The 24,902-nt window shown below is 71.0% G+C and carries 27 protein-coding genes, 1 tRNA gene and 1 pseudogene; 6 read left to right on the plus strand and 23 right to left on the minus strand.

Annotated elements, in window-relative coordinates; genetic code table 11:
• Nucleotides 1-44: 44 nt before the first annotated feature.
• From AB0J97_RS20590 to AB0J97_RS20630, 9 genes are all read right to left on the minus strand, one after another.
• Nucleotides 45-1,040: a LacI family DNA-binding transcriptional regulator gene (locus tag AB0J97_RS20590; RefSeq protein WP_357698949.1), complete on the minus strand. Its 996-nt coding sequence runs from the start codon at nucleotides 1,038-1,040 to the stop codon at nucleotides 45-47.
• A gap of 71 nt (nucleotides 1,041-1,111) precedes the next feature.
• Nucleotides 1,112-2,371: a multiple monosaccharide ABC transporter permease gene (gene mmsB, locus AB0J97_RS20595; protein WP_357698806.1), complete on the minus strand. Its 1,260-nt coding sequence runs from the start codon at nucleotides 2,369-2,371 to the stop codon at nucleotides 1,112-1,114.
• Nucleotides 2,372-2,376: 5 nt separating this feature from the next.
• Entirely contained in the window at nucleotides 2,377-3,906 is a 1,530-nt protein-coding gene (mmsA, locus tag AB0J97_RS20600; protein ID WP_364090927.1) for a multiple monosaccharide ABC transporter ATP-binding protein, read from the minus strand.
• A gap of 61 nt (nucleotides 3,907-3,967) precedes the next feature.
• Nucleotides 3,968-5,086 (minus strand): multiple monosaccharide ABC transporter substrate-binding protein, encoded by a 1,119-nt coding sequence (gene chvE / locus AB0J97_RS20605; protein ID WP_357698812.1) that lies wholly within the window; start codon nucleotides 5,084-5,086, stop codon nucleotides 3,968-3,970.
• A 209-nt stretch (nucleotides 5,087-5,295) separates the two neighbouring features.
• Nucleotides 5,296-6,270: a galactofuranose ABC transporter, permease protein YjfF gene (gene yjfF / locus AB0J97_RS20610; protein ID WP_357698951.1), complete on the minus strand. Its 975-nt coding sequence runs from the start codon at nucleotides 6,268-6,270 to the stop codon at nucleotides 5,296-5,298.
• A gap of 5 nt (nucleotides 6,271-6,275) precedes the next feature.
• Nucleotides 6,276-7,289: an ABC transporter permease gene (locus AB0J97_RS20615; RefSeq protein WP_364090931.1), complete on the minus strand. Its 1,014-nt coding sequence runs from the start codon at nucleotides 7,287-7,289 to the stop codon at nucleotides 6,276-6,278.
• A complete protein-coding gene (locus AB0J97_RS20620) occupies nucleotides 7,289-8,797 on the minus strand; it encodes a sugar ABC transporter ATP-binding protein (protein ID WP_364090934.1) in 1,509 nt (502 codons plus the stop codon). The genes AB0J97_RS20615 and AB0J97_RS20620 overlap by 1 nt, the downstream gene beginning before the upstream one ends.
• Nucleotides 8,798-8,849: 52 nt before the next feature.
• Entirely contained in the window at nucleotides 8,850-9,821 is a 972-nt protein-coding gene (locus AB0J97_RS20625; RefSeq protein WP_364090938.1) for an ABC transporter substrate-binding protein, read from the minus strand.
• Between the two features lie 440 nt (nucleotides 9,822-10,261).
• A complete protein-coding gene (locus AB0J97_RS20630; RefSeq protein WP_364090941.1) occupies nucleotides 10,262-11,011 on the minus strand; it encodes a metallophosphoesterase in 750 nt (249 codons plus the stop codon).
• 218 nt (nucleotides 11,012-11,229) lie between these two features.
• On the opposite strand from AB0J97_RS20630, the gene AB0J97_RS20635 reads away from it, so the two are divergent.
• Together AB0J97_RS20635 and AB0J97_RS20640 are read left to right on the plus strand one after the other, a co-directional pair.
• A complete protein-coding gene (locus AB0J97_RS20635) occupies nucleotides 11,230-11,415 on the plus strand; it encodes a DUF4236 domain-containing protein (RefSeq protein ID WP_352326433.1) in 186 nt (61 codons plus the stop codon).
• 88 nt (nucleotides 11,416-11,503) lie between these two features.
• Nucleotides 11,504-12,976 (plus strand): pyridoxal-dependent decarboxylase, encoded by a 1,473-nt coding sequence (locus AB0J97_RS20640; RefSeq protein ID WP_364090945.1) that lies wholly within the window; start codon nucleotides 11,504-11,506, stop codon nucleotides 12,974-12,976.
• Here AB0J97_RS20640 and AB0J97_RS20645 read toward each other — a convergent pair.
• The 6 genes and pseudogenes from AB0J97_RS20645 to AB0J97_RS20670 all read right to left on the minus strand — a co-directional run bounded on the left by AB0J97_RS20645 (nucleotide 12,973) and on the right by AB0J97_RS20670 (nucleotide 15,356).
• Nucleotides 12,973-13,419: a MarR family winged helix-turn-helix transcriptional regulator gene (locus AB0J97_RS20645; protein ID WP_364090948.1), complete on the minus strand. Its 447-nt coding sequence runs from the start codon at nucleotides 13,417-13,419 to the stop codon at nucleotides 12,973-12,975. The two genes, AB0J97_RS20640 and AB0J97_RS20645, sit on opposite strands and share 4 nt — an antisense overlap.
• Nucleotides 13,420-13,468: 49 nt before the next feature.
• A pseudogene (locus tag AB0J97_RS20650) lies at nucleotides 13,469-13,909 on the minus strand (response regulator transcription factor); the annotation flags it as partial.
• A gap of 49 nt (nucleotides 13,910-13,958) precedes the next feature.
• Nucleotides 13,959-14,031, minus strand: a tRNA-Ala gene (locus AB0J97_RS20655).
• Nucleotides 14,032-14,136: 105 nt separating this feature from the next.
• Nucleotides 14,137-14,667 carry a Clp protease N-terminal domain-containing protein gene (locus tag AB0J97_RS20660; protein ID WP_364090951.1) on the minus strand — a complete coding sequence of 177 codons (531 nt, stop codon included), beginning with the start codon at nucleotides 14,665-14,667 and terminating at the stop codon, nucleotides 14,137-14,139.
• 3 nt (nucleotides 14,668-14,670) lie between these two features.
• Complete coding sequence (locus tag AB0J97_RS20665; RefSeq protein WP_357698841.1) at nucleotides 14,671-14,886, minus strand: helix-turn-helix domain-containing protein; 216 nt, start codon at nucleotides 14,884-14,886, stop codon at nucleotides 14,671-14,673.
• A 50-nt stretch (nucleotides 14,887-14,936) separates the two neighbouring features.
• Nucleotides 14,937-15,356 carry a MarR family transcriptional regulator gene (locus tag AB0J97_RS20670; RefSeq protein ID WP_364090956.1) on the minus strand — a complete coding sequence of 140 codons (420 nt, stop codon included), beginning with the start codon at nucleotides 15,354-15,356 and terminating at the stop codon, nucleotides 14,937-14,939.
• A gap of 49 nt (nucleotides 15,357-15,405) precedes the next feature.
• Between AB0J97_RS20670 and AB0J97_RS20675 the strand changes: the two genes are divergently transcribed.
• Entirely contained in the window at nucleotides 15,406-16,146 is a 741-nt protein-coding gene (locus tag AB0J97_RS20675; protein ID WP_364090959.1) for a dienelactone hydrolase family protein, read from the plus strand.
• 40 nt (nucleotides 16,147-16,186) lie between these two features.
• Here AB0J97_RS20675 and AB0J97_RS20680 read toward each other — a convergent pair whose 3' ends face one another.
• The 6 genes from AB0J97_RS20680 to AB0J97_RS20705 form a co-directional block, all read right to left on the minus strand.
• Nucleotides 16,187-17,008: a metal-dependent hydrolase gene (locus tag AB0J97_RS20680; RefSeq protein ID WP_357698850.1), complete on the minus strand. Its 822-nt coding sequence runs from the start codon at nucleotides 17,006-17,008 to the stop codon at nucleotides 16,187-16,189.
• A complete protein-coding gene (locus tag AB0J97_RS20685; RefSeq protein ID WP_357698852.1) occupies nucleotides 17,005-18,255 on the minus strand; it encodes an MFS transporter in 1,251 nt (416 codons plus the stop codon). The genes AB0J97_RS20680 and AB0J97_RS20685 overlap by 4 nt, the downstream gene beginning before the upstream one ends.
• A gap of 111 nt (nucleotides 18,256-18,366) precedes the next feature.
• Nucleotides 18,367-18,984: an SRPBCC family protein gene (locus AB0J97_RS20690; protein ID WP_364090962.1), complete on the minus strand. Its 618-nt coding sequence runs from the start codon at nucleotides 18,982-18,984 to the stop codon at nucleotides 18,367-18,369.
• Nucleotides 18,985-19,015: 31 nt separating this feature from the next.
• Nucleotides 19,016-19,393, minus strand: coding sequence for a hypothetical protein (locus AB0J97_RS20695; RefSeq protein WP_364090965.1), 378 nt, complete (start codon nucleotides 19,391-19,393; stop codon nucleotides 19,016-19,018).
• Complete coding sequence (locus AB0J97_RS20700) at nucleotides 19,390-19,752, minus strand: hypothetical protein (RefSeq protein WP_364090968.1); 363 nt, start codon at nucleotides 19,750-19,752, stop codon at nucleotides 19,390-19,392. The genes AB0J97_RS20695 and AB0J97_RS20700 overlap by 4 nt, the downstream gene beginning before the upstream one ends.
• An 11-nt stretch (nucleotides 19,753-19,763) precedes the next feature.
• Complete coding sequence (locus AB0J97_RS20705; RefSeq protein ID WP_364090971.1) at nucleotides 19,764-20,453, minus strand: TetR/AcrR family transcriptional regulator C-terminal domain-containing protein; 690 nt, start codon at nucleotides 20,451-20,453, stop codon at nucleotides 19,764-19,766.
• A gap of 42 nt (nucleotides 20,454-20,495) precedes the next feature.
• On the opposite strand from AB0J97_RS20705, the gene AB0J97_RS20710 reads away from it, so the two are divergent.
• Nucleotides 20,496-21,851 carry a DHA2 family efflux MFS transporter permease subunit gene (locus tag AB0J97_RS20710; protein ID WP_364090974.1) on the plus strand — a complete coding sequence of 452 codons (1,356 nt, stop codon included), beginning with the start codon at nucleotides 20,496-20,498 and terminating at the stop codon, nucleotides 21,849-21,851.
• Nucleotides 21,821-22,315 (plus strand): DUF523 domain-containing protein, encoded by a 495-nt coding sequence (locus AB0J97_RS20715; protein ID WP_357698868.1) that lies wholly within the window; start codon nucleotides 21,821-21,823, stop codon nucleotides 22,313-22,315. The genes AB0J97_RS20710 and AB0J97_RS20715 overlap by 31 nt, the downstream gene beginning before the upstream one ends.
• On the opposite strand, the gene AB0J97_RS20720 is transcribed toward AB0J97_RS20715, so the two are convergent.
• Together AB0J97_RS20720 and AB0J97_RS20725 are read right to left on the minus strand one after the other, a co-directional pair.
• Nucleotides 22,291-22,671: a hypothetical protein gene (locus tag AB0J97_RS20720; protein ID WP_357698870.1), complete on the minus strand. Its 381-nt coding sequence runs from the start codon at nucleotides 22,669-22,671 to the stop codon at nucleotides 22,291-22,293. The two genes, AB0J97_RS20715 and AB0J97_RS20720, sit on opposite strands and share 25 nt — an antisense overlap.
• A 41-nt stretch (nucleotides 22,672-22,712) precedes the next feature.
• Nucleotides 22,713-23,312: a TetR/AcrR family transcriptional regulator gene (locus AB0J97_RS20725; protein WP_364090981.1), complete on the minus strand. Its 600-nt coding sequence runs from the start codon at nucleotides 23,310-23,312 to the stop codon at nucleotides 22,713-22,715.
• Between the two features lie 141 nt (nucleotides 23,313-23,453).
• On the opposite strand from AB0J97_RS20725, the gene AB0J97_RS20730 reads away from it, so the two are divergent.
• Nucleotides 23,454-24,824 (plus strand): Dyp-type peroxidase, encoded by a 1,371-nt coding sequence (locus AB0J97_RS20730; protein ID WP_364090984.1) that lies wholly within the window; start codon nucleotides 23,454-23,456, stop codon nucleotides 24,822-24,824.
• The last annotated feature ends 78 nt before the right edge of the window (nucleotides 24,825-24,902 follow it).

Consider the following 24,902-nt stretch of genomic DNA (forward strand, 5'->3'; position numbering starts at 1 on the left):
AGCGTTCACATTGCACTCCAGGAAGTTGTCTGTTCGCCTGCCGGTTACCACGCCGGAGCGGCGGCCGGCGCGGTGCTGGACCTGACGACGAAGCTGGGACGCACCACCATGCGCTCGTACGCCGCCGGCCCGGCGTCGATCTGCCGCAGCAGCACCTCGATGCAGTGGCGGCCCACCACGTCGAAGTCCTGCCGGACCGTGGTGAGCGGTGGCGAGAAGAACTCGGACTCGGGGATGTCGTCGAAGCCCACGACACTGATCCGGCCGGGGACGGGCACCCCGGCCTCGCTGAGCGCGCGCAGCACGCCCAGCGCCATCTGGTCGTTGGCGGCGAACACCGCGGTGACCCCGTCCATGCGGGCCAGCCTCTTGCCGGCCTCGTACCCGGCGCGCGGGCTCCAGTCGCCGGCCAGCGGCTCGGGCACCGGGCGGCCGGCCTGCTCCAGCGCCGAACGCCAGCCCTCGACCCGGCCCTCGGTCTCCAGCCAGTCGGCCGGCCCGGTGACGTGCCAGACCGTCTCGTGGCCGAGGTCGAGCAGGTGCCGGGTGGCCAGCCTGGCGCCCTCGACCTGGTCGATGCAGACCGCGGAGACGTCGGCGCCGTGCGCGCCCTCGACGACGACCGCGGGCACCCCGGCGGGCAGGCTGTCCAGGGCGGAGGCGGCCGAGCGCTGCGGCGCGACCACCACCACCCCGTCCACGCTCTGCTCGGCCAGGTAGTCGAGCGCGTCGCGGACGCCGGCCGCGTCGATCGACTTCAGGCTGACGATGCTGACGAAGTACCCCGCGGTCCTGGCCGCCTGTTCGATGCCGAAGACCATGCTGGCCGGGCCGTACAGGGTGGTGTCGAAGCTCACCACCCCGAGGGTCCGCGACCGCTTGGTGACCAGCGCGCGGGCGACCAGGTTGCGCCGGTAGCCCAGGCGGGTGATGGCCTCCTCGACCCGGGCGCGGGTGTCGGCCCGGACGTTCGGGTGGCCGTTGAGCACCCGCGAGACCGTCTGGTGCGACACGCCGGCCTCCTTGGCCACGTCGGCCATGACCGGCGGACGCGGCCTGGGGCTCGGTAGCACGGGTTCTCCTTTCGCGGGGCTGCCTGGACCTGCGGCGGTCAGCGGGAGGCGCCCGCCCGGCGCTTGGTCCACACGTCGAACGCGACGGCGGCCAGCAGGACGGCGCCCTTGACGAGCATCACGCGCTCACTGGGCGAGCCGATGAGCGACATGCCGTTGTTGATGACAGCCATGATCAGACCGCCGGTGATCGCGCCGACGACCTTGCCGACACCGCCCTGGACGGCCGCGCCGCCGATGAAGGCCGCCGCGATGGCGTCCAGCTCGAAGCTGTTACCGGCGGTCGGGCCCGCCTGGTTGAGCCGGCCGGCGAAGATGATGCCGGCGATGGAGGCCAGCACGCCCATGTTGACGAAGATCCAGAAGACCACCGACTTGACCTTGACGCCGGACATGACCGCCGCCTGGAGGTTGCCGCCGATGGCGTAGATCTGCCGGCCGAAGACCGTGCGGTTGGCCATCAGCGAGTACGCCAGCACCAGCACGGCCAGCAGCACCAGCACCCACGGCAGGTTCTTGAAGCGGGCGAGCTGCACGACCAGGAACAGGATCAGCGCGGCGCCGGCCGCCATCTTCAGCGCGAACACGGCCATCGGCTCGACCGACTGGCCGTAGCCCCTGCGGGCGTTGCGGGTGCGCCACTGCGCGGCGACCATGCCGCCGATCGCGACCAGGCCGATGAGCAGGCTGAACAGGTCGGCGCCGCCCAGCGGGCCGAGGCCCACGTTGCCGAGGTAGCCGTCGGTGAAGCCGTTGGCCAGCGTGCGGACCTGGTCGGGGAACGGGCCGATGCCCTGGTTGCCCAGGACGGTCATGGTCAGCGCGCGGAACAGCAGCATGCCGGCCAGCGTGACGATGAAGGCCGGGATGCCGAAGTAGGCGATCCAGTACCCCTGCCAGGCCCCGATGAGCGCGCCGGCGGCGACCGTGATCAGCAGGGCCAGCGGCCACGGCAGGCCCATGTTCACCATGAGCACGGCGGCCAGCGCTCCGGTGACCGCCACCACCGAGCCGACCGACAGGTCGATGTGCCCGGCGATGATGACCAGGATCATCCCGATCGCGAGGATCAGGACGTAGGAGTTCTGGACGATGATGTTGGAGATGTTCTGCGGCTGGAGCAACGCGCCGTCGGTGAGCACCGAGAACAGCACGATGATCAGCGCGAAGGCGATGTAGATGCCGCTCGAACGCAGGTTCAGCGACAGGCCGCCCAGCGACACCCGGCCGGGCCGCCGCGGCGCTCCCCCGTCGCTTCCCGCGCCGACCTGCACGTCGGCGGGCGTGATGCTGCTCATCGGGGCTACTCCTGTCCCTTGGTCATGAGATGCATGAGGCTTTCCTGGGTGGCCTCCCGGCGGGGGACCTCGCCGGTGACGCGACCTTCGGAGAGCGTGTAGATGCGGTCGCACAGGCCGAGCAGCTCAGGCAACTCACTGGAGATCACCAGCACGGCCTTGCCCTGGTCGGCGAGGCGGTTGATGATCGTGTAGATCTCGTACTTGGCGCCGACGTCGATGCCGCGGGTGGGCTCGTCGAGGATGAGCACGTCGGGCTGCGTCAGGATCCACTTGGACAGCACGACCTTCTGCTGGTTGCCGCCGCTCAGCTTGCCGACGACGCTGTTGACGCTGGGCGCCTTGATGTTCATGCTCCGGTGGAACTCCTCGGCGACCTTGTACTCCTCGTTCTCGTTCACCCAGCCGCGCCGGGCCAGGCCCTTGAGCCCGGCCGCGCTGATGTTGCGCTTGATGTCCTCGATGAGGTTCAGGCCGTACCGCTTGCGGTCCTCGGTGGCGTAGGCCAGGCCGTGGTGGATCGCGTCCTGCACGTTGCGGATCTCGATCGGCTTGCCGTCCTTGAAGACCTTGCCGGAGATGTGCACGCCGTACGTGCGGCCGAACAGGCTCATCGCCAGCTCGGTGCGCCCGGCGCCCATCAGGCCGGCCAGGCCGACGATCTCGCCCCTGCGCAGGGTGAGGGAGGCGCCGTCCACGACCTTCCTGCCGGGCTGGCTGGGGCTGTGGACCGTCCAGTCCTCGATCCGCAGGACCTCCTCGCCGATCGTCGACTCGTGCGGCGGGAAGCGGTTGTCCAGCGCGCGGCCGACCATGCCGGAGATGATCCGGTCCTCGGTGACGTGGTCGGTGGCCATGTCCAGGGTCTCGATCGTGCGGCCGTCGCGGATGATCGTGACGGAGTCGGCGATCGCGGTCACCTCGTTGAGCTTGTGGGAGATGATCACGCAGGTGATGCCCTCGTCCCGCAGCCCGCGCAGCAGGTCGAGCAGGTGGGCCGAGTCGTCGTCGTTGAGCGCGGCGGTCGGCTCGTCGAGGATGAGCAGCCGCACCTCCTTCGACAGCGCCTTGGCGATCTCGACGAGCTGCTGCTTGCCGACGCCGAGGTCGGAGACCGTCGTGGTCGGGTTCTCGTTCAGGCCGACGCGGCGCATCAGCTCGGCGGCCTCGTAGTTGGTGCGGTTCCAGTCGATGAAGCCGCGCCTGGCGCGCTCGTTGCCGAGGAAGATGTTCTCGGCGATCGACAGCTGCGGGCTGAGCGCCAGCTCCTGGTGGATGATGACGATCCCGGCGTGCTCGCTGTCGCGGATGCCGGCGAACTCGCAGCGCGCGCCCTCGAAGGTGATCTCGCCGTCGTAGTCGCCGTGCGGGTAGACCCCGGACAGCACCTTCATCAGCGTCGACTTGCCGGCGCCGTTCTCGCCGCAGATGGCGTGGATCTCGCCGCGCCGGACGGCCAGGTTGACGTCCTGCAGCGCCTTGACACCGGGGAACGTCTTGGTGATCCCGCTCATCCGCAAGATGTGCTCGGTCATATGCCCCTCGCTCAGGTGTGGGAAGTGCCCCCGGGGGACCGCCGTCCCCCGGGGCGGGCCCTTACTTGAGCTGGTCCTCGGTGTAGTAGTTGCCGCCGACGATGATCTCCTTGTAGTTGCTCTTGTCCACGATCACCGGGTCGAGCAGGTAGGAGGGGACGACCTTGTTGCCGTTGTCGTAGTCCTTGTCGTTGTTCACCTCGGGCTTGCCGCCCTTGAGAACCGCGTCGGCCATCTTCACCGTCTGCTCGGCGAGCTTGCGGGTGTCCTTGAAGATGGTGGAGTACTGCTCACCGGCGATGATCGACTTGACCGAGGCGAGCTCGGCGTCCTGGCCGGTCACGACGGGGTAGGGCTGGCCGCTGGTGCCGTAGCCGGAGCTCTTGAGCGCCGACAGGATGCCGATGGACAGGCCGTCGTACGGGGACAGCACGCCGTCCACCTTGGTGCCGCCGGTGTAGGTCTTGGTGAGGATGTCCTCCATGCGCTTCTGGGCCGTGGCCGGGTCCCAGCGCAGGATGGCGGCGGTCTTGAAGTCCTTCTGGCCGCTCTTGATCACCAGGGTGCCGTCGTCGATCTTCGGCTGGAGCACCGACAGGGCGCCGTTCCAGAAGAAGGTGGCGTTGTTGTCGTCGGGCGAGCCGCCGAACAGCTCGACGTTGAAGGGGCCCTTCTTGCCGTCGTCCACGCCGAGGCCCTTGAGCAGCGAGGTCGCCTGCTGCACGCCCACCTTGAAGTTGTCGAAGGTGGCGTAGTAGTCGACGTTCGGGCTGTTGCGGATCAGGCGGTCGTAGGAGATGACCGGGATCTTGGCGTCGGCGGCCTGCTGGAGCTGCGAGGTGATCGCGGTGCCGTCGATCGAGGCGATGATCAGGAGCTTGGCGCCCTTGGTGATCTGGTTCTCGATCTGGTTGGCCTGCGTCGGGATGTCGTTCTCCGCGTACTGGAGGTCGACCTTGTAGCCCAGCTGTTCGAGCTGCTGCTTGACGTTGTCGCCGTCGTGGATCCACCGCTCGGACGACTTGGTGGGCATCGTGACGCCGATCAGGGCGCCCGCGCCGCCGGCGGCGGCCGACGTGGAGGCGTCGGCGTCGACCGTCTTCTGGCTGGAGCCGCAGGCCGTCATGGTCGCGGCGAGCGCGATGGCGGACACCACGCCCCCGATACGTCCCAACCTCATGTGGCACTCCTTGCAATGGGGGTTGCGGCAGCGGATGTGAGCGTTAACTGCCGATCGAGCACAGGATTCAGTCACAGAACATGCCGAATCAGAACAAAGTTCGCGCGCTTCGTTCCCGCTGATTGTTATCGCTAACAAAGACTCTGTCAACGGTTGGACCTAACCTCACGGAAACCTTTAGGTAACTTTCGCGGCAGCCTCCTCGCAGGTCAGCGCCTTGAGCGCGCACTGAAGAGCCGTTGCAGGACGATGAAGACGAAGAGCAGCAGACCGATGAAGATCTTGGTCCACCAGGAGCTGAGCGTGCCCTCGAAGCTGATGATCGTCTGGATCAGACCGAGCACCAGCACGCCGAGCACCGTGCCGAGCAGGAAGCCGCTGCCGCCCGTGAGCAGCGTGCCGCCGATCACCACGGCGGCGATGGCGTCCAGCTCCATGCCCACGGCGTGCAGGCCGTAGCCGGAGAGCATGTAGAACGACAGCAGCACGCCGCCGAGCGCCGAGCACAGGCCGCTCACCGTGTAGACCGTGATCTTCGTCCGTCCCACCGGCAGTCCCATGAGCAGCGCCGACTGCTCGTTGCCGCCCGTCGCGTACACGGCCCGGCCGAGCCGGGTGTAGTGCAGCACGTACGCCGCCACCAGCACCACCGCCACCGCGACGAGCACGCTCGGCGAGATCCACAGACCGGCGACCAGGTCGATCCTGGTCTGCGCGAACGCCGTGAACGTCGGGTCCTCGATCGGGATGGATTCCGTGCCGATCGTGTAGCACAGCCCCCGGGCCAGGAACATCCCGGCCAGCGTCACGACGAACGGCTGGATGTCGAAGGCGTGCACGATGTACCCCATCACCAGCCCGAGCCCGGCCCCGACGGCCAGCACCAGCGGCACCACCACGTACGGCGGCCACCCCGGCCCCGACATCAGCGACGCCGAGATCATCGTGGACAACGCCACCACCGACCCCACCGACAGGTCGATGCCCCCGGTCAGGATCACGAACGTCGTCCCCACCGCCACCACCAGCAGGAACGCGTTGTCGATGAAGACGTTGAGCACCACCTGCCCGCCGGCGAACCCCTCGTACCGGACGCCGCCCACGACGAACATCGCCACGAACAGGCACGCCGTCACGAGAACGGGCAGGTACCGGGCCGGCAACGCGACCCGGCCCACGGTCATGGTCGTCACAGGGTCACCCGCACTTTCTCCTCGGGGGCCGAGCCGGCCGGCGCGCTCCGGACGCGCCGGCGCAACGCCTTCGCGCGGAACGACGGCGACTGCACCAGGCAGACCGCCGTCACGACCAGCGCCTTGAACAACAGGGTCGTCTCGGGCGGCACGCCGATGGAGTAGATCGTCGTGGTCAGCGTCTGGATGATGAGCGCGCCGAGCACGGTCCCGCCCAGTGAGAAGCGCCCGCCGGCCAGCGAGGTGCCGCCGATCACCACGGCCAGGATGGCGTCCAGCTCGATCCACAGGCCGGCGTTGTTGCCGTCGGCGCTGGAGACGTTCGAGCTGATCATGAGCCCGGCGATGCCCGCGCACAGGGCGGCGAAGGCGTAGACCATGATGATGATCCCCCGCGACCTGATGCCCGCGAGCCTGCTGGCCTCGCCGTTCCCGCCGACCGACTCGATCAGCAGGCCCAGTGCCAGCCGCCGGGTCAGGAACGCGGTGACGGCCAGCACCGCCAGCACCAGCAGCACCCCGAACGGCACCGCCAGCAGATACCCGCCGCCGATCAGCTTGTACGCCGGGCTGTTGACCGTGATGATCTGCCCGTCGGTGATGAGCTGGGCCAGGCCGCGCCCGGCCACCATGAGGATCAGCGTGGCGATGATCGGCTGGATGCCCGCCTGCGCGACCAGGAACCCGTTCCAGGCGCCGAGCACCAGGCACAGCGCGAGCGCCGGCGCCACGGCGGCGAGCACGCCGGCGTCCTCGCTGATCCGCAGGCAGGCCAGCGCGCCCGAGATCGCCACCACCGAGCCCACCGACAGGTCGATGCCGCCGGTCGCGATGACCAGCGTCATGCCGAGCGAGACCAGGATCAGCGGCGCGCCGAAGCGCAGGATGTCGATCAGGCTGCCGTACAGGTGGCCGTCCCGGACCTGGACGGAGAAGAAGCTGGGGGTGAAGAACACGTTCAGGGCCAGCAGCAGCGCGAGCACCGCCACCGGCCACAGCAGCCGCCGCATCAGGCCCGCCCTCCGCTCGCGATCGTCTCCATCAGCACGTCCGTGGTCAGGGCGTCGTCGTTGGGCAGCTCGGCCACCAGCCGCCGGTCGCGCAGCACCCCGACCTTGTGGCTGAGCCGCAGCACCTCCTCCAGTTCGGCGGAGATGAACAGCACCGCCATGCCGCCGTCCGACAGCTCGGCGACCAGGCGCTGGATCTCGGTCTTGGCCCCGACGTCGATGCCCCGGGTGGGCTCGTCGAGGATGAGCAGCCGGGGCTCCAGGATGAGCCAGCGCGCCAGCAGCACCTTCTGCTGGTTGCCGCCGCTCAGGTTCCGGACCAGGTGCTCGGGGTTGGGCGGGCTGATCCGCAGGGCCTTGACGTACCGGCCGACCAGCTCGTCCTGCTGCTCGCGGGGCACGGGCCTGGTCCAGCCCCGGGTGGCCTGGAGCGCCAGGATGATGTTCTCGCGCACGGTGAGGTCGGGGATCAGGCCGTCCTCCTTGCGGTTCTCCGAGCAGAAGGCGATCTTGTGGTTCATCGCCGCGCGCGGGGTGCGCAGCGCGACGGGCGCGCCGCCGACGGCCAGCTCGCCGCCGCCGGCGTGGTCGGCCCCGAACAGCAGCCGCGCGACCTCGGTGCGCCCCGAGCCGAGCAGCCCGGCCAGGCCCACGACCTCGCCCTCGTGGATGGTGAGCGAGAACGGCTCGACGGCCCCGGCCCGGCCCAGTCCGCGCGCCTCGACCAGCGGGCGGTCGAAGACCTTGGCCTCGCCGTGCAGGCGTTCGAGGGCGGCCAGCTCCTGGCCGATCATCTTGCCGACCAGCTCGATCTGGGGCAGCTCGCGGGTCAGGTACTCGCCGACGAGCCGTCCGTTGCGCAGGATCGTCATACGGTCCGAAATTTCGTAGATCTGGTCGAGAAAGTGGGAGACGAAGAGGATAGCGATGCCTTCCTCCTTGAGCCGCCGCATCACCCGGAAGAGCTGCCGCACCTCGTCGGCGTCCAGGCTGGAGGTGGGCTCGTCCAGGATCAGCACCCGTGCCTCGATGTCGACCGCCCGCGCGATCGCCACCATCTGCTGCACCGCCGGCGAGTACGCCGACAGCGGCGCCGAGACGTCGATGCTCAGGTCCAGCCTGGTCAGCAGCTCGCCGGCCCTGGCCCGTACGCGTTTCCAGTCGATGCGCCCGAACCTGCGCGGCTCGCGGCCGATGAAGATGTTCTCGGCCACCGACAGGTTCGGGCAGAGGTTGACCTCCTGGTAGACCGTGCTGATGCCGCCCTGTTGCGCCTCGCCCGGGCCGGCGAAGGCGACGGGCCGGCCGCCCAGCTCGATCGTGCCCGAGTCGGCGGGATGCACGCCGGTGAGCACCTTGATCAGGGTGGACTTGCCCGCGCCGTTCTCGCCCATGAGCGCGTGCACCTCGCCGGGCAGCAGCCGCAGGTCCACGCCGTCCAGGGCCTTGACCCCGGGAAACTGTTTGCCGATCCCGTTCATCGTCAGGACCGGCACGGGTGCGGCCATGCGCCTCCCCTTCCGCCTGAAGGGGCCGGGCTCCGGGCCCGGCCCCTTGCGATCAGTACTGACGGCTGGACAGGACCTGCTTGGCCTGCTCCTGCGTGAACGTGGTCTCCTCGGTCACCACGCGGGCCGGCACCTGCTCGCCCTTGACGACCTTCTTGGCCAGGTCCATGAGCTGCGGGCCGAGCAGCGGCGAGCACTCGACGATGTAGTTGATCTTCCCGTCGGCCAGGGCCTGCATGCCGTCCTTGACGGCGTCGACGGTGATGATCTTGATGTCCTTGCCGGGCACCTTGCCGGCGCCCTCGATGGCCTCGATCGCGCCCAGGCCCATGTCGTCGTTGTGGGCGTACAGCACGTCGATGTCCGGGGTGGACTTCAGGAAGGCCTCCATGACCTCCTTGCCCTTGGCCCTGGTGAAGTCGCCGGTCTGCGAGGCGACGACCTTGAACTTCGGGTCCGCGCCGATGACCTGGGCGAACCCGGCCTTGCGGTCGTTGGCGGGGGCCGAACCGGTGGTGCCCTGGAGCTCGACGATGTTCACCGGGTCCTTGACGTCCTTGTACTCCTCCACCAGCCACTGACCGGCCTTCTTGCCCTCCTCGACGAAGTCCGAGCCGAGGAAGGTCTTGTAGAGGGAGGTGTCCTTGGAGTCGACGGCGCGGTCGGTCAGGATGACCGGGATCTTCGCGTCCTTGGCCTCCTTGAGCACCGTGTCCCAGCCGGACTCCACCACCGGCGAGAAGGCGATCACGTCCACCTTCTGCTGGATGTAGGAGCGGATGGCCTTGATCTGGTTCTCCTGCTTCTGCTGGGCGTCGGAGAACTTGAGCGTCACGCCCGCGGTCTTGGCCGAGTCCTGGACGGACTTGGTGTTCGCGGTGCGCCAGCCGCTCTCCGCGCCGACCTGGGCGAAGCCCATGGTGATCGAGCCGCCGCCGCCGCTGCCGCCGCTGCCTCCGCCGCAGCTCGCCACCGACATCGCGGTGAGCCCGGCGAGCACCAGCGCCGAGATCCTCTTCAACACGTGGGGGGTTCCCTTCTCATGTGAGCGCTAACAGCCGAGGTCGGCCGCCTGCGCCTTCCTGTCTCGGGGGCCTGCGCGGTCCCGTCGGGCCGCGCCCGTCTCGCGGGCCGGCGACCGCGGGACGCCACCTCGCCTCCTCGGCCGCGACCGGGAGGAGACGGTCCCGGACCGACCCCGCGACCGCTCCCTTCCCGGCTTGGCCATGACTGTGAACGTTAACAAGCACCCCCGTCAAGGGTCCCCTTCATTACGGTCGCGTCACGCCGGACACCCCTTGACTCCAGGGGTGTCCGGTCCCTAACGTGGCGCCGATTACCTCTGTGAGCGCTCACCTCTCCTGGTAGCGCTAACAGCCTCTGGCCCGAGGAGCGCCCATATGCAGCGATCCGTCCCGGTGCCGGGAAGCCCACGGCCTCCCGGCCCGCCCGCCGCCGTACGCCTCAGACCGGCACGACGCGATGGTGGGTGGTGATCCGGCCGTCGTCGTCCAGGACGTGGAAGACGAGCCCCGGCGGCAGCGCGTAGTCGGCGCAGCCGGCCAGCGTCGTGGCGCCCTCCCACGGCAGCCTCAGCGTGGACACCACGCCCGGGGCCACGAGCAGCGGACGTCCGGCGAACGTGGTGGCCGCCGCCGTGTGGGCGTGGCCGACCAGCACGGCGGTCACGCCCGGATGCCCGGCCAGCAGGGCCGCGAGGCGTTCCGGACGCTCCAGCATGATCGTGTCGACCGCCGAGTGCAGCGTGACGGGCGGGTGGTGGAAGGCCACGAGCACCGGCAGGTCGCGTTCCCCGGCGAGCACGCCGTCGAGCCAGGCCAGCGTCTCGTCGTCCAGGTCGCCCGCGTCCTGGCCGGGGATGGAGGAGTCGCACACCACGTAGACGGCCCCGTCCGTGCGGTGGACCCGGTTGACCGGCCCGGACGCGGCCGGCTCGCCGAGCAGCACCCGGCGGAACTCCTCCCGGACGTCGTGGTTGCCGGGGCACACCAGGACCGGGTGGCGCGAGGTCAGCAGTTTGCGCGCCTGCTCGTACTCCTCGGCCAGCCCGTGGTCGGCGATGTCGCCGCTGACGAGCACCGCGTCGAGGTCGTACGGGAGGGCGTCCAGGTAACGCATGACGGCGTCGGCGCGCTCGACGGACCGGTCCGAGCCGCCGATGTGGATGTCGCTGAGATGGGCGATCACGAGCATGACGAGAAGTCCTTTCGGGATACGTCCTCGACGCTAGCCGCCTGCCGAAGCGGTCGTAAGATCCAGTTCCGTGCTGAAACGCGAGACCAGTGGCTCGGCGCGTCCGGAGTCGTGACCTGGGCGTTCGGGGATCGCAGCGTCCCGGGCGCGGAAAACCCCGATAAATGCGGGCTTCTCGGGTAGTTGACGGGCTCTCACGACCTCGATGGAGGAGTCCGATGAGCTGGAGCTACCGCAAGACGATCAAGCTGGGCCCGGTCCGGCTGAACCTGTCCCGCGGCGGCGTTGGACACAGCTGGGGCAACCGGCTGTTCAGGGTGACGCGTACCGCCGACGGCCGCCGTACGCTGTCGGTCAATCTGCCCGGCGGCTTCCACTGGCGCAAGACGCTCAGCGGGCGCTGATCCCCCGCCGGAACGACGGGCCGGAGGCGAGCGGCCTCCGGCCCGTTCCCGTCTTCCCGGGACGCCGGACGGATGATGATCTGTAGGCATGAACGCCCATATGAGCCCGGAGGAGTTCCGCCGCCACGGCAGGCAGGTCGTCGACTGGATCGCCGACTACATGGCGGGCATCGAGTCCCGTCCGGTCAGATCGCGGGCCGAGCCGGGAGAGATCCGCAGCGCGTTGCCCGCGGAGCCGCCCGAGCACGGCGAGCCGTTCGAGGCCGTCCTGGACGACCTGAACACGATCCTGCTGCCCGGGATCACCCACTGGCAGCACCCGTCCTTCTTCGCCTACTACCCCTCCAACGCCAGCGGCCCGGCCATCCTCGGCGACCTGCTCTCCAGCGGGCTCGGCGTGCAGGGCATGCTGTGGGTCACCAGCCCGGCCTGCACCGAGCTGGAGACCGTGGTGGTGGACTGGCTGGCGAGCCTGCTCGGCCTGCCCGCCCACTTCAGGACCGACGCGCGCGGCGGCGGCGTGATCCAGGACTCCGCGTCGAGCGCCTGCCTGGTCGCGCTGCTCGCCGCCCTGCACCGGGCGAGCGGCGGCCGGGCCGGGCGCACGGGGATCGCCGAGCGGTACACGATCTACGTCTCGTCGCAGACGCACTCCTCGCTGGAGAAGGCCGCCCGCGTCGCCGGCCTGGGCTCCGACGGCGTACGGGTGGTCGACGTGAACCCCCGTACGCTGGCCATGGACCCCGGGCGCCTGCGCGAGCTGATCGCGGCCGACAAGGCGGACGGCGCGGTGCCGGCCATGGTCTGCGCCACCGTCGGCACCACCTCCACGGCGGCCGTCGACCCGGTGCCCGAGATCGGCGAGGTGTGCCGCGAGCACGACGTGTGGCTGCACGTGGACGCGGCCTACGCCGGGGTCGCCGCCGTCTGCCCCGAGTTCCGGATGCTCAACGACGGCGTGGCCGAGTACGCCGACACCTACTCCACCAACCCGCACAAATGGCTGCTGACCAACTTCGACTGCACCGTGCTGTGGACGGCCGACCGCGCCCCCTTGCTCGGCGCGATGTCGATCCTGCCCGAATACCTGCGCAACGCCGCGACCTCGACCGGCTCGGTGGTCGACTACCGCGACTGGCAGATCCCGCTGGGCCGCCGCTTCAGAGCGCTCAAACTGTGGTCGGTGATCCGCTGGTACGGCGCCGAGGGCCTGCGCGCCCACATCCGCAAGGGCGTCTCCCTGGCCCAGGACCTGGCCGCCCGGATCGCCGCCGACCCGGCCTTCGAGCTGCACGAGCCGCACCCGCTCGGCCTGGTCTGCTTCCGCCCCCGCTGGCCCGGCCTGTCACCCGCCGACGCCGACGCGGCCACGCTGCGCCTGCTGGAGACCCTGAACGCGGGCGGCTCCCTCTACCTCACGCACACCAGGATCGGCGACCGCATCGTGCTCCGCATGGCCATCGGCGGCCCCGCCACCGAACGCCGCCACGTCGACCAGGCCTGGGCCGACATCGGCCGGGAACACGCCGCCCTGGCCCGGCACACCGCCCGGAACGGCTAGATCGGCAGCCCGGCCTGCGCGGCCAGGGCGCCGAGGACCTTGGCGAGCACGGCCCGGTCCCCCGGGCCGAGCCCGCCGGTCAGCTCCGCGTCGAGCTCCAGCGTCACCTCCAGGCACCGGCCCAGCAGCGCGCGCCCGTCGTCGGTGAGGTCGAGGACCTGACGCCGCCGGTCGTCGGGGTCGCGCACCCGTGAGATCGCGCCGAGCCGTTCGAGGTGGTCGGCCAGCGTCACCACCAGGCTCGGCGCGACGCCCATGGCCCTGGCGACGTCGAGCTGCGAGGCCGCGCCGCGCGCCTCCAGCAGGGTCATCAGGCCGACGTGCTTGGGCTTGAGATCGAGCGGGACGATCGCGGCCGTGAACCGCTCGGTGACGATCGCGCCGAGCGTCCCGATCCTGAAGGCCATCGTCCCCGCCATCGACACCGGCTTGGCTTCATCCACATCCGCAATGGTAGCGTCAATACATCATTCACAAGATGAACGATTCGCTTCAGGGGTGGCGGTTCAGGCCGTGCTCGTAGGCCCAGATGACCGCCTGGACCCGGTCGCGCAGGCCGAGCTTGCCCAGGATGCGGCCGACGTGCGTCTTGACGGTCCCCTCGGACAGGAACAGCGAGCCCGCGATCTCGGCGTTCGTCTCCCCCCAGGCGATGTGCCGCAACACCTCACGCTCGCGGTCGGTCAGCGGGTCCGGCCCGGCGGCCGGAAGGTGCGGGGCGACGTGGTCGAGCAGGCGGCGGGTGGTCGAGGGCGCGATCACCGCGTCCCCCCGGTGGACGGTCCGCACCGCGGCCAGCAGTTCCTCGGCCGGGGCGTCCTTGAGCAGGAACCCCGAGGCTCCGGCCCGGAGTGCGGCGAAGGCGTACTCGTCCAGGTCGAAGGTGGTCAGGACGATCACCTTCGGCGCGTCGGCGGACGCCAGCAGCCGGCGCACGGGAACGAAAAAGGCGGCGCCCTTGCGGACGCCGCCTGAATTTCTGTGGAGCTATGGGGATTCGAACCCCAGACCTCCTCCATGCCATGGAGGCGCGCTACCAACTGCGCCATAGCCCCTTGCGATCACCAAGTGTATCGGACTTCCGGAGCCCTCGCGTCACGCCGGATCCCGCGTCCCGGGCGGACCGGAGGAGGTCTCCGGCCCGCCCGGAAGGGAGCGCGTCAGGCGGCGCGGCGGACCGGGATGCCCGCCTCCCCGGCCAGCGCGGCCACGTCGACCCCGGCCTCGCGCAGCAGGCGGCCGGCGCCGTTCGCGCCGTCGGCCAGCAGGCCCCACAGCAGTCGTTCGCCGGTGACCGGTCCCGGCTTCCACATGGCCACCTCGATCACCTTCCTGGCGTGCATGGCCAGCGGGATGCCGCCCAGCGGCCCGTCCAGGGTCACGCGCAGCGGGCGCAGCCGGGACCTGCGCAGGACCCACCGCTCGGGCGCGTCCGCCCCCGCCCTGGTACGGCGGCGCACCTCGTCGAGATCGATGCCGAGGGTGGCCAGCAGCTCCCGCGCGTCGCCCAGGTCGATCCGGGTGCGCAGGTCGGCGCCGGAGGCGGTGAACGACGACAGCGAGAACGGCCGCACCTCGGCCACCCCCAGCAGCAGGAGGTCGGCGCCGAGCGTGTCGCGGTGGGCGTCGAGCGCGAGCATCCCGGCCCGGACCACCGCCCGTCGGGCGCCTTCTGTGAACCTGTCGAACACCTGCTACCTCCCCGTTCTGCGGGCGTGCTTGCGATGTGCGGACTGCCGCCGGACCCCCAGCGCGCCGGCGATCTGCTCCCACGACCACCCCGCCGCGCGGGCGTTGGTGACGTGGACGGCCTCCAGCTCCTCCAGCAGGGCCCTGAGCGCGGCGACGGCGGCCAGGCCCGTTCCGGGGTCGCGGTCGGAGGCCGCCTCGGCCAGTTCGGTGACGTCCATGGCGTCAGCATGTGCTGACAGACGCTCATTTGTCAACACATGCTGACGCCTCAGAGGCGTTCGGCCAGGTCGACGAGGACGGGCAGGGCGGCGGCGAGGCGGTCGCGCTCGTCCGGGGTGAGGGAGTCGACGGCCGCGGCCAGGCGTTCGGTGATCACCTGTTCGCGACTGTCCAGCGCGGCGCGGCCGGAGCCGGTGATCGCGGTGATCACCCGTCGCCGGTCGGCGGGGTCGGGCTCGCGGGCCACCATGCCCCGCTGGTGGAGGCCGCCCAGGACGGTGCCGATCGCCTGGGCGGTGATGCGTTCCAGGTGCGCGAGCTGGGCCGAGGTGTGGGGCCCGTCCCGGTCGAGGCGGGAGAGCACGGCGAGCTCGGTGAAGGAGACGTCGTCGCCGGAGGCGTTGGTGTAAAGCTGCCGGATGCGGCGGGCGAGCCGCCCGACCGAGATCCGCAGATCCTTGGCTAGCACGAAACCAAGTCTAGCTTTATCAATCCAGCTTTGGTAGTTTCCCGGCACTATGTGCTACGACAACGACGCCGCCCCACCGCGCCCACAGCCGCCGATCACCGGCACCCGATCCGCCGACCTCCGCCTGACCTCCGCCGACGGCACGTCGTTCGCCGCCTACGAATCCCGTCCCGACCGGGTGAGCGGCCCCGGCGTCGTGATCCTCCCCGACGTCCGCGGCCTGCACGGCTTCTACAAGCAGCTCGCCGTACGGCTGGCCGAGCAGGGGCACCCGGCCGTCGCCATCGACTACTACGGCCGGACCGCCGCCGACGACGACCGGGGCGAGTCGTTCCAGGTCATGGCCCACATCCCCAAGCTGACCAGGGAGAACATCCAGGCCGACCTGCGGGCCGCGGCCGGGCGCCTGGGCGGGCCGGCCGTGGCGCTCGGGTTCTGCATGGGCGGGCGGAACGCGTTCTTCGCCTCGGCGCCCGGGTTCGGGTTCGCCGGCGTGATCGGGTTCTACGGCGCGCCGGGGATCGCCGGCCCGTACGGCCCCGGGCCCACCCAGCACGCGGCCGAGCTGGGCGCGCCGATCCTCGGCCTGTTCGGCGGGGCCGACGAGGGCATCCCGGCCGAGCAGGTGACGGAGTTCGGGGACGCGCTGACCGGGGCCGGGATCGAGCACGAGATCGTCGTCTACCCGGGCGCCCCGCACGGGTTCTTCGACGAGGCCCACGAGGAGCACGAGGCGGTCTGCGCCGACGCGTGGCGGCGGGTGCTCACCTTCCTGGCCGCCAGAGCCTGACCCGCAGGAGCCGCGCGCGGTCAGGGCCGCCGGTGCGAGGTCACCCGCAGGTGGTGCGCATGGTCAGGGCGGCTTCTTCGAGCGAGAACGCGACCTCGACCGTGCCCAGCTCCCCCGTGTCGCGCACGTGCGTGCCGCCGCACGGGATCGACACCTCGCCCTCGGGCAGCGAGCAGTGCCAGGTGCGCAACGCGGTCAGACCGGGCCCCGGCACGTCCAGCCGGACCGGCGCACGGGCCGCCACCCACGTCCGGAGCCGTTCGTTCACCCGCCGGGCCAGCTCGGTCAGGTCCAGGTCGTCGGCGGAGAAGCCCTTCTTGCGCAGCGACTTGCCGAGGCGGTACTCGTCCACGCTGCCGTGCGGCAGGATGCGCGAGGAGGTGATCGCCGTCTGGTCGAAGTCGGGATTGCCGAGCCGGTCCAGCCGCACCTCCTTGCGCCACCTGTCCGCGAGCGCCGCGTTGAGCGCCAGCGCGGCCAGGTGGCAGGCGGTGTGGCCGGCCGAGAGCGCCGCCCGGTACCCCGCGTCCACCTCCAGAGCCACCTCCGTGCCGACGGGCAACGGGGTCTCCGTGACGTGGACGACCAGCCACTCCCAGCCCTCGGTGCCCCGCCGGACGGGGATGGACTCGCCGACGAAGATCTCACCGTCGTTCGACTGGGCCCCTGTCACGCAGTCGACGACCGGCAGCTCGCCGAGCGTCCCCCGATCGGCGGGCTGGTCGGGCCAGGTGTGGTCAAGGGGATGGAACGGCGTCTCGGCAGTGACGAGGCCGTGCCGGTCCCCCACCGGCACGGCCCCGACAATCGGGGAACGGCCGCTGACGTGGCCGTTGGGGAAGGTGACGACAGTGGATCTCACCTGGTCATTGTGGCAGGGGCGCGCTCGTCCTCCAGGTAGCGGTCACGGCCGGCGTACAGGCCGGTGAAGAGCTGGACGACGATCACGCCGAAGAGCAGGGCGTACGTCAGCTCCCAGCCGCCGGTCATCTGGTAGATCACGCCGACCAGCAGCGGACCGGCGCCGGCGATGAGATATCCGGCGCTCTGCCCGAAGGCCGACAGCGCGGCCGTGGACTCCGCCGTACGGGTGCGCAGCCCCAGCATCATCAGCGCCAGCGGGAACGACCCCATGCCGACCGCCACGAACACCACCCACACCATGGCGGTCGAGGCGGGCGCGAACCACAGCCCGAGGAAGCCGATCGCGTAGAACACGACCAGCCCCACGACGACCGGCCGCTGGTCACGGAAGCGCGCGGCGATCGTGGGCACCAGGATCGAGACCGGGATGTTCAGGGCGGTGAACACGCCGAGGATGAGCCCGGCCTGCGAGGAGGTGTATCCCCCGTCGGTGAGGATCGTGGCGAGCCAGCCGAACATGATGTAGGCGATCATCGACTGGGTGCCGAAGTAGACCGCCACCATCCAGGCGAGCTTGCTCCTGAGCAGGGTCGAGATGCCCGCGTCCCGCCTGCCCGTGTCCCGCTCCGGCTCACTGCGCAGCAGCGCAAGCCACGGAATGGCGGCCACGGCGGCCAGGGCCGCCCACACGCCGAGCGCGATGTGCCAGTCCCCCGACGCACGCTCGATCGGCACGGTCGCGGCGGCGGCCAGCATGGTGCCCGCCGCCAGGGCCGTGGTGTAGACGGTGGTCATGATCCCGGTACGTCCGGGGAAGTGACGCTTGATCAGCGTCGGGATGAGCACGTTGCCCACGGCGCCGCCGGACAGCGCCACCGCGCTGCTCAGCAGGAACACCGGGGCCGACCCCACCAGCGACCTGACCAGGATGCCGGTGCCGAGCGTGACCAGCGCGAGCAGCAGCAGCCGGTGCTCGCCGATCCGCCGGGCCAGCGTGGGAGTGATCGCGCCGACGCCGGCGAAGGCCAGCACGGGCAGCGTGGTGAGCAGGCCGGTGCCGACGCTGCTCATGCCGAGGGCCCCGGCGAGCTGGTCGAGCAGCGGTCCTACGCTGGTGACGGCCGTGCGCAGGTTGAGCGCGGCGAGAACGATCCCCAGCACGAGAAGCCAGGCCAGGGGGGCGGTTCTGCCTGTTCTGCCACGGGCCTCTTGGGCGAGCACGCTCATGCTGGGAAGGTCCTCCACTCATCAAATCATGGGACGAATCACCACCTTAACAGGACCGAAATGTCCCTTTATTCCTGGACATGAGAAAGCCCCCGGGGCGGGGGCTGATGATCTCAAGGGGAGATGGCCCTACAGGACCGGGCTCGGGCCCTCCGGGGGCTGGTTGCGCGGGGGGACCGGCCCGGGAGGCGGCAGGGTGCCGCCGGGCGGGTAGTCGCCGCCGCCGACCGTGCCGGGCGGGACCGGCGCGCCGCTGTCGCCGTACGTGGAGCCGTGCTCGTGCTGGTGCTGGTGGGCGCCGGGGACGTCGCCGCGCCAGCCGCCCGTCTCGCCGCCGCGCGACTCGATGAACGACTTGAACCGTTCCATGTCGTTCCTGATGCGCAGCCGGACGATCTGCAGCGCGTCGCCGACGGTCTCGACGACGCCCTCGGGGTCGTACTCCATCTGGAGGGTGACCTTGGTGGTGTCGGCGTCGATGCGGTGGAAGGTGACGACGCCCGCGTGGTGCGGCGAGTCCGTGCCGCGCCAGGCCACGCGCTCGTCGGGGTGCTGCTCGGTGATCTCGGCCTGGAACTCGCGGCGGACCCCGGCGATCTCGACCACCCACTCGGTGAGCGTGTCGGAGATCTGCTTGACGGACTCCACGCCCTCCATGAACTCGGGGAAGCTCTCGAACTGAGTCCACTGGTTGTAGGCCACGCGGATCGGGACGTTGACGTCTACTGAGTGCTCGATCGTGCTCATGGGGTCTGTCACTGCCCGCGCACGGCGGGCGTTAACGCCTGCGCAGCAGCCAGTAGAGGCCCACGAAGGGCAGCACGAGCGGGATGAACAGGTAGCCCTTGCCGTACGACGACCACACTGTGGCGTCGGGGAAGGCCGCCGGGTCGACCAGGCTCGCGGTGCCGATCACCAGCACGCCGGCCAGCTCGATGACGAGCGCGCCCAGCGCGAGCCGGCGGGCGCCGCGCACGAGGGCCAGGGTGAGCACGAGGTAGACCAGCGCGGCGAAGGCCGACAGCGAGTAGGCCAGCGGCGCCTCGCCGAACCTGGTGGCGATCTGCACGGCCGCCCGCGCGCCCGCCGCCAGCGAGAACAGCCCGTAGACGGCGACCAGCGCGCGCCCCGGGCCGGTGCCGATCGGGGCGGTCACGCCACGCCCTGCCAGATCTGCAGCAACCGCGCGTTCATCACCGCGATCGCGAACCCGGCCACGACCAGGATCGCCGTGCCCCACCGGCTGCGCTCGGCCAGCGCGAGGAACACCCCGGCGGGCGGGATCAGCACCTGGCCGCCGATGTACCCGAACAGCGTGGCCTTCTCCGGCGGCCCCTCGCCGCCGGACACCGCCGCGATCACGAACCCGGCCTGCACCAGGATCGCCACCTCCAGCACGGCGAAGCCGACCAGCAGGACCATGCCCATGGGACGGTTGCGGACGGCGACGACCAGGCTGGCCAGCATGAGCAGCAGTGAGCCGACGATGACGATCGTGGCGACGGTGGTGTTCATCGGGACACAGGTTAGCGCCCGTGCAGGTCGCCCTCGATTCCGTCCAGCACCCACGACAGGCCGCGCTCGAAGTTGTCGTCGGCCCCGGCCACACCCTGCTCGATCATCGGCGCCAGCCTGGGGAACTCGCCGTTCTCGATCAGCTCCCTGATGTACGGCTCGGCCACGGCCGCCCGCTCGGCCTCGTTGACGCCGCCCTGCCGGGGCTGCCCCCGCTCCAGCGCCTCCCTGACCACGAACCCCGTCATGTAGTCGTTGAACGCCGCGAGATAGCGCCAGGCCCGCAGCCGGTCGACCCCGAGCCCGTCGAAGGCCGACAACTTCTGCTCGACGTGCCGCAGCCCGTTGGGCCCGACGGCGACGCGCTGGGAGATCAGCTCGACCCGCCACGGGTGGCGGCGCACGACCTCGCGTTCCCGCCCGGCCAGCAGCAGCAGCGCCGCCCGCCAGTCGGCCGGCAGCGGCTCCTCGACCAGCACCTCGGCCGCGATCTCGTCGGCCATCAGGGCGAGCAGGTCCTCCTTGCGCTCGATGTAGGAGTACAGCGTCATCGTGCGCGCGCCCAGCTCGGCGGCCACCCGGCGGATCGAGACCGCGCCCAGCCCCTCGGCGTCGGCGACCCCCACGGCCGCGGCCACGACCGCTTCCCTGGTCAGCGCCGGACGCCGTGGCGGCCCCGGACGCGACCACACGGAACTCATGCCCCTGATGCTACACCGTACGAAACTGATACGGTGTACGACATGCGATACAGCGTACGGAGCTCCTTCCGGGCGACCGCCCTGGTCGTACTGCTCGGCGTGATCATGACGATGCTCGACACGACGATCGTCAACGTCGCCCTCGGCACCCTGTCACGCGACTTCGGCGCGACCCCCGCCACCATGCAATGGGTGGTCACCGGCTACCTGCTGGCCCTGGCGATGACCGTGCCGGTCACCGGCTGGGCGGTCGGCCGCTTCGGCGCGCGCCGGGTGTGGCTGGTCTCGCTCGTGCTGTTCGCCGCCGGGTCCGCGCTCAGCGCCGCGGCCTGGTCGATCGGCAGCCTCATCGCCTTCCGCGCGCTCCAGGGGCTGGGCGGGGGCCTGCTGCTGCCGGTCGGGCAGACGATGCTGGCCCAGGCCGCCGGCCGGGAGCGCATGGGCCGCGCGATGGCGATGATCTCGGTGCCGGCGATGCTGGCGCCCGTCCTCGGGCCCGTGCTCGGCGGGGTGATCGTGGAGGGGCTCGGCTGGCGCTGGATGTTCCTGGTGAACCTGCCGGTGGGAGCCGCGGCGCTGGTGGCGGCGCTGGCCCTGGTGCCGCGCGAGCCGGGCACGGACCGGCGGCGGCTCGACGTCACCGGGCTCGCGCTGCTCTCCCCCGGCCTGGCCGCGCTCGTCCACGGCCTGGCCGAGGTGGGCGCCGGCGCCGCTCCGCCGTATCCGACGTTGTGGGGCGGCCTCGCGCTGGTGGCCGCGTTCGCGGTGCGGGCGCTGCGGCGGCCGGACGCCCTGGTGGACCTGCGGCTGTTCGGCGACCGCAGGTTCGCCTCGGCGGTGCTCGCGATGGCGTGCTACTCGGCGGCCGCGTTCGGCGTCACCGTGCTCGTGCCGCTCTACAGCCAGTTCGCCGAGGGCGGCGGCGCGCTGGACGCCGGGCTGCTGCTGGCGCCGATGGGCGTCGGGGCGGCGATCACCATGCCGCTGGCGGGCCGGCTCACCGACAGCAGGGGGCCGCGCGGCGTCGGCGCGGCGGGGGTGGTGGTCGCCGTGCTGGGGATCGCGGCGTTCGCGCTCTTCGGCGGGTTCGTGCCGGTGTTCGTGCTCGGGCTGGGGCACGGGCTGGTGTCCACGTCGGTGATGGCGGCGGCGTTCACCACGCTGGACCGCGCCGCCCTCCCCGCCGCGACCACGCTGAGCACGATCGCCGTACGCCTGGCCGCGCCGTTCGGCGTCGCCCTGCTGACCGTGCTGACGCAGGCGTTCACCAGGGCGGGGGTGGAGCGGCCGTACGCGTACGCGTTCGGCTGCGCGGTCGTCCTGGCCGCCGTCTCGCTGGTGCCGATCGTGCTCATAGGATCGGGGACGTGCAGAGAATCCTCGTCAGCGCCTGCCTGATGGGCCGCCGCGTCCGCTACGACGGCGGCGCGAAGACCAGCGCCGACGCCCTGCTCGCGCGCTGGCGGGAGGAAGGGCGGCTGGTGGTGGTCTGCCCCGAGGTGACGGGCGGGCTGCCCGTTCCGCGCCCGGCGGCCGAGATCGAGGGCGGCGCGGGCGGGGCGGCCGTGCTGTCCGGCGCGGCGCGCGTGCTGGCGAGCGACGGCTCCGACGTGACGGCCGAGTTCGTGGCGGGGGCGCGGGCCGCGCTGGAGGCCGCGCGCTCGGCCGGGGTCCGGCTCGCCGTGCTCAAGGAGGGCAGCCCCTCGTGCGGCGCGCTGGCCGTCTACGACGGCACCTTCGGCGGACGGCGGGTGCCCGGCCAGGGGGTGACCACCGCCCTGCTCGAAGCGCACGGCGTCCGCGTGTTCACCGAGGAGCAGCTTCCCGAGGCGGCCGGCTACCTGCGCGACCTGGAGGCGTAGAAGGCCCCCGCCAGGCCGGCGGCGAGCAGGACCGCCATCGTGTCGTGGAACCAGGTGCTCAGCGTCGTGGCCGCCGACGGCCGCAGGGCCAGCGCCAGGATGCCGATCAGCACGCCGCCCAGGGCCCCCGCGTGGGTGTAGACCAGGCCGTCCCAGGCCCACGGGCGGCGGGACAGGGCGCCGGAGCCGCCGGCCAGCAGGCCCAGGGCGCACAACGTCTCCACGACCACCGCGGGCGGCACGACCGGCTGGGACATCGGGCCGAGCGGGATGCCCGCGTGCAGCAGCGCGGCCCCGAAGAAGATCAGCGCGTAGACCAGCGAGAGCGCGCCGAGGGCTTTGCGCAGTGCGTCCATGGGCTCCACGCTCGCACCGCCGGGGCCGGGCGGAATCGTCCTCAGGGAGAAGGCCGCGGTACGCCGCCCGTGGTAGCCAGCATGCGCCGGACGATCCGGATCACCTCGTCGATCGTCACCTGGGCGTCGTCGTCGGACTCGCAGGCCGCCACCCCGCGCCCGGCCTCGCCCATCACGGTGGTCAGCAGGGCCACCAGCACGTTGCTCTCCGGCGTGTCCGCCAGGCCGAGCAGCCGTTTGTTGCCGCCGATCCACTCCCAGCCGCGCTGCCTGCGCAACGTGGTGAACTCGGCCGGGCCGTCGTTCTCCAGGAACAGCCGGGCCACGTCGCGCTGCTCCCACGAGCCTTCCAGGTAGGCGCGGGCGCCGGCCAGGAACCGTTCCTCGCCGGCGCCCCCGGTGGCCTTGGCCGCGCGGGAGGTGCGTTCCTCCTGGTCGCGCATGAACTGCTCCCACAGGGCGAGGAACAGGCCCGGCTTGCCGCCGAAGTGGTGGTACAGGCTGCCGACGCTGATGCCCGAGGTCTCGACGATGTCGGCGACCGTGGCCTCGGCGTACCCCTTGCCCAGGAAGACCTCGCGGGCGGCGCGCAGCAGGGTGTCGCGGGTGCCGCTGGAACGTCCCCAGCCCCGGTTCTTCATTCGGTCATTATGTACGGTCCGCCAGGTTTGATCGGGAAATCGAACCGACCCGATAAAACGGAAACTTTCTCGCATTCCCAGGAGTCGTACAGGTGCAAGGGGGCCCGGATCATTTCGAAACGGGGAAAGGATTCGGCGACAATGACTGTCGACCTGAACAACGCACAACCCCTGGCCTGGGATTCGGCCACGCTCGACGCGGACACCAAGGAGATGCTGGACAATCTCCAGCCCAACATTCTCCGCGCGCACGTGCGCGAGCATCTGTCCGTGCTGTTCGTCAGGTTCAACGACGTCGCCGCGGGAAAGGCGTTCCTGCGGCACATCGCCGTCACGAAGATGAAGTCCGCGCGCCGCCATCTTGAGGAGGTGCGCGAGTTCGGCGCGAACGGCCGGCGCGGCACTCCGTACGTCGGCATCGGCATCAGCAAGGCCGGCTACCGCGACCTCGGCCACTCCGTCGAGGACGTGCGCAAGTTCGGCGACAAGGTGTTCCGCGACGGCATGAAGCGGCGCGTCGCCGAGGTGGACGACCCGCCGGTGACCGAGTGGGAGCCCGCCTACCAGCGGGAGATCCACGCCGTCATCCTCATCGGCGACGCCCGCCAGGACCGGGTCGAGGAGCTGCGCGAGGAGATTTTGGGCGAGTTGCCCGCCAGCGCGCGACTGCTCGGCGAGGAGACCGGCCACGGCATGCGCAACCCGGCCGGCGACGGCATCGAGCACTTCGGGTACGTGGACGGCCGCAGCCAGCCGCTGTTCGTGAAGGACGAGGTGGACAAGGAGCCGAAGGAGCACTGGGACCCCGCCTTCCCGCTCTCCAACATCCTGGTCGCCGACCCCTTCGCGCCGCACCCGCAGCGGCACTTCGGCAGCTACCTGGTCTTCAGGAAGCTGGAGCAGAACGTACGGGCGTTCAAGGAGATCGAGCAGGACCTGGCCGACGCCCTCGGCCTGCTCGGCGCCGACCGCGACCGGGCGGGCGCCATGCTCGTCGGCCGCTTCAAGGACGGCACCCCCGTCACGCTCAAGGCCAAGCCGGGCGGCGGCCCGGTGGCCAACGACTTCACCTTCGACGACGACCCGGGCTCGAAGTGCCCCTTCAGCGGGCACATCAGGAAGACGAACCCGCGATCGTTCGGCCGCGAGGTCCTCATGGCCCGCCGGGGCCAGACGTACGGCGACCGCACCGACGACCCCTGGGACGACTCCCCGCCCCGCACCCGCCCGAGCGGTGAGGTCGGCCTGCTGTTCATGGCCTTCAACAGCAGCCTGCTCGCCCAGTTCGAGTTCACGCAGCAGAGCTGGGCGAACAACGAGGACTTCCAGAACCCGGCGACCGGCCACGACCCGGTCATCGGGCAGGGAGCCCGTGACGTCAAGGTGAGCTGGCCGAAGGTGTGGGGCCGGGCCGAGCCGTCGTCCCTCCAGGCCCAGGTCACCCAGACGATCACGATGAAGGGCGGCGAGTACTTCTTCGCGCCGTCCCTGGCCTACCTCCGCAACCTGTGACACCCGGGCCCGGCGGGGACGCCCCCCGCCGGGCCACCCACCGCTCCGGCTCTTGTCGGGGCGGGGTTCTAAGATCGG

It is taken from the genome of Nonomuraea sp. NPDC049607, assembly GCF_040675375.1.
In the GTDB taxonomy this organism is placed as follows: domain Bacteria; phylum Actinomycetota; class Actinomycetes; order Streptosporangiales; family Streptosporangiaceae; genus Nonomuraea.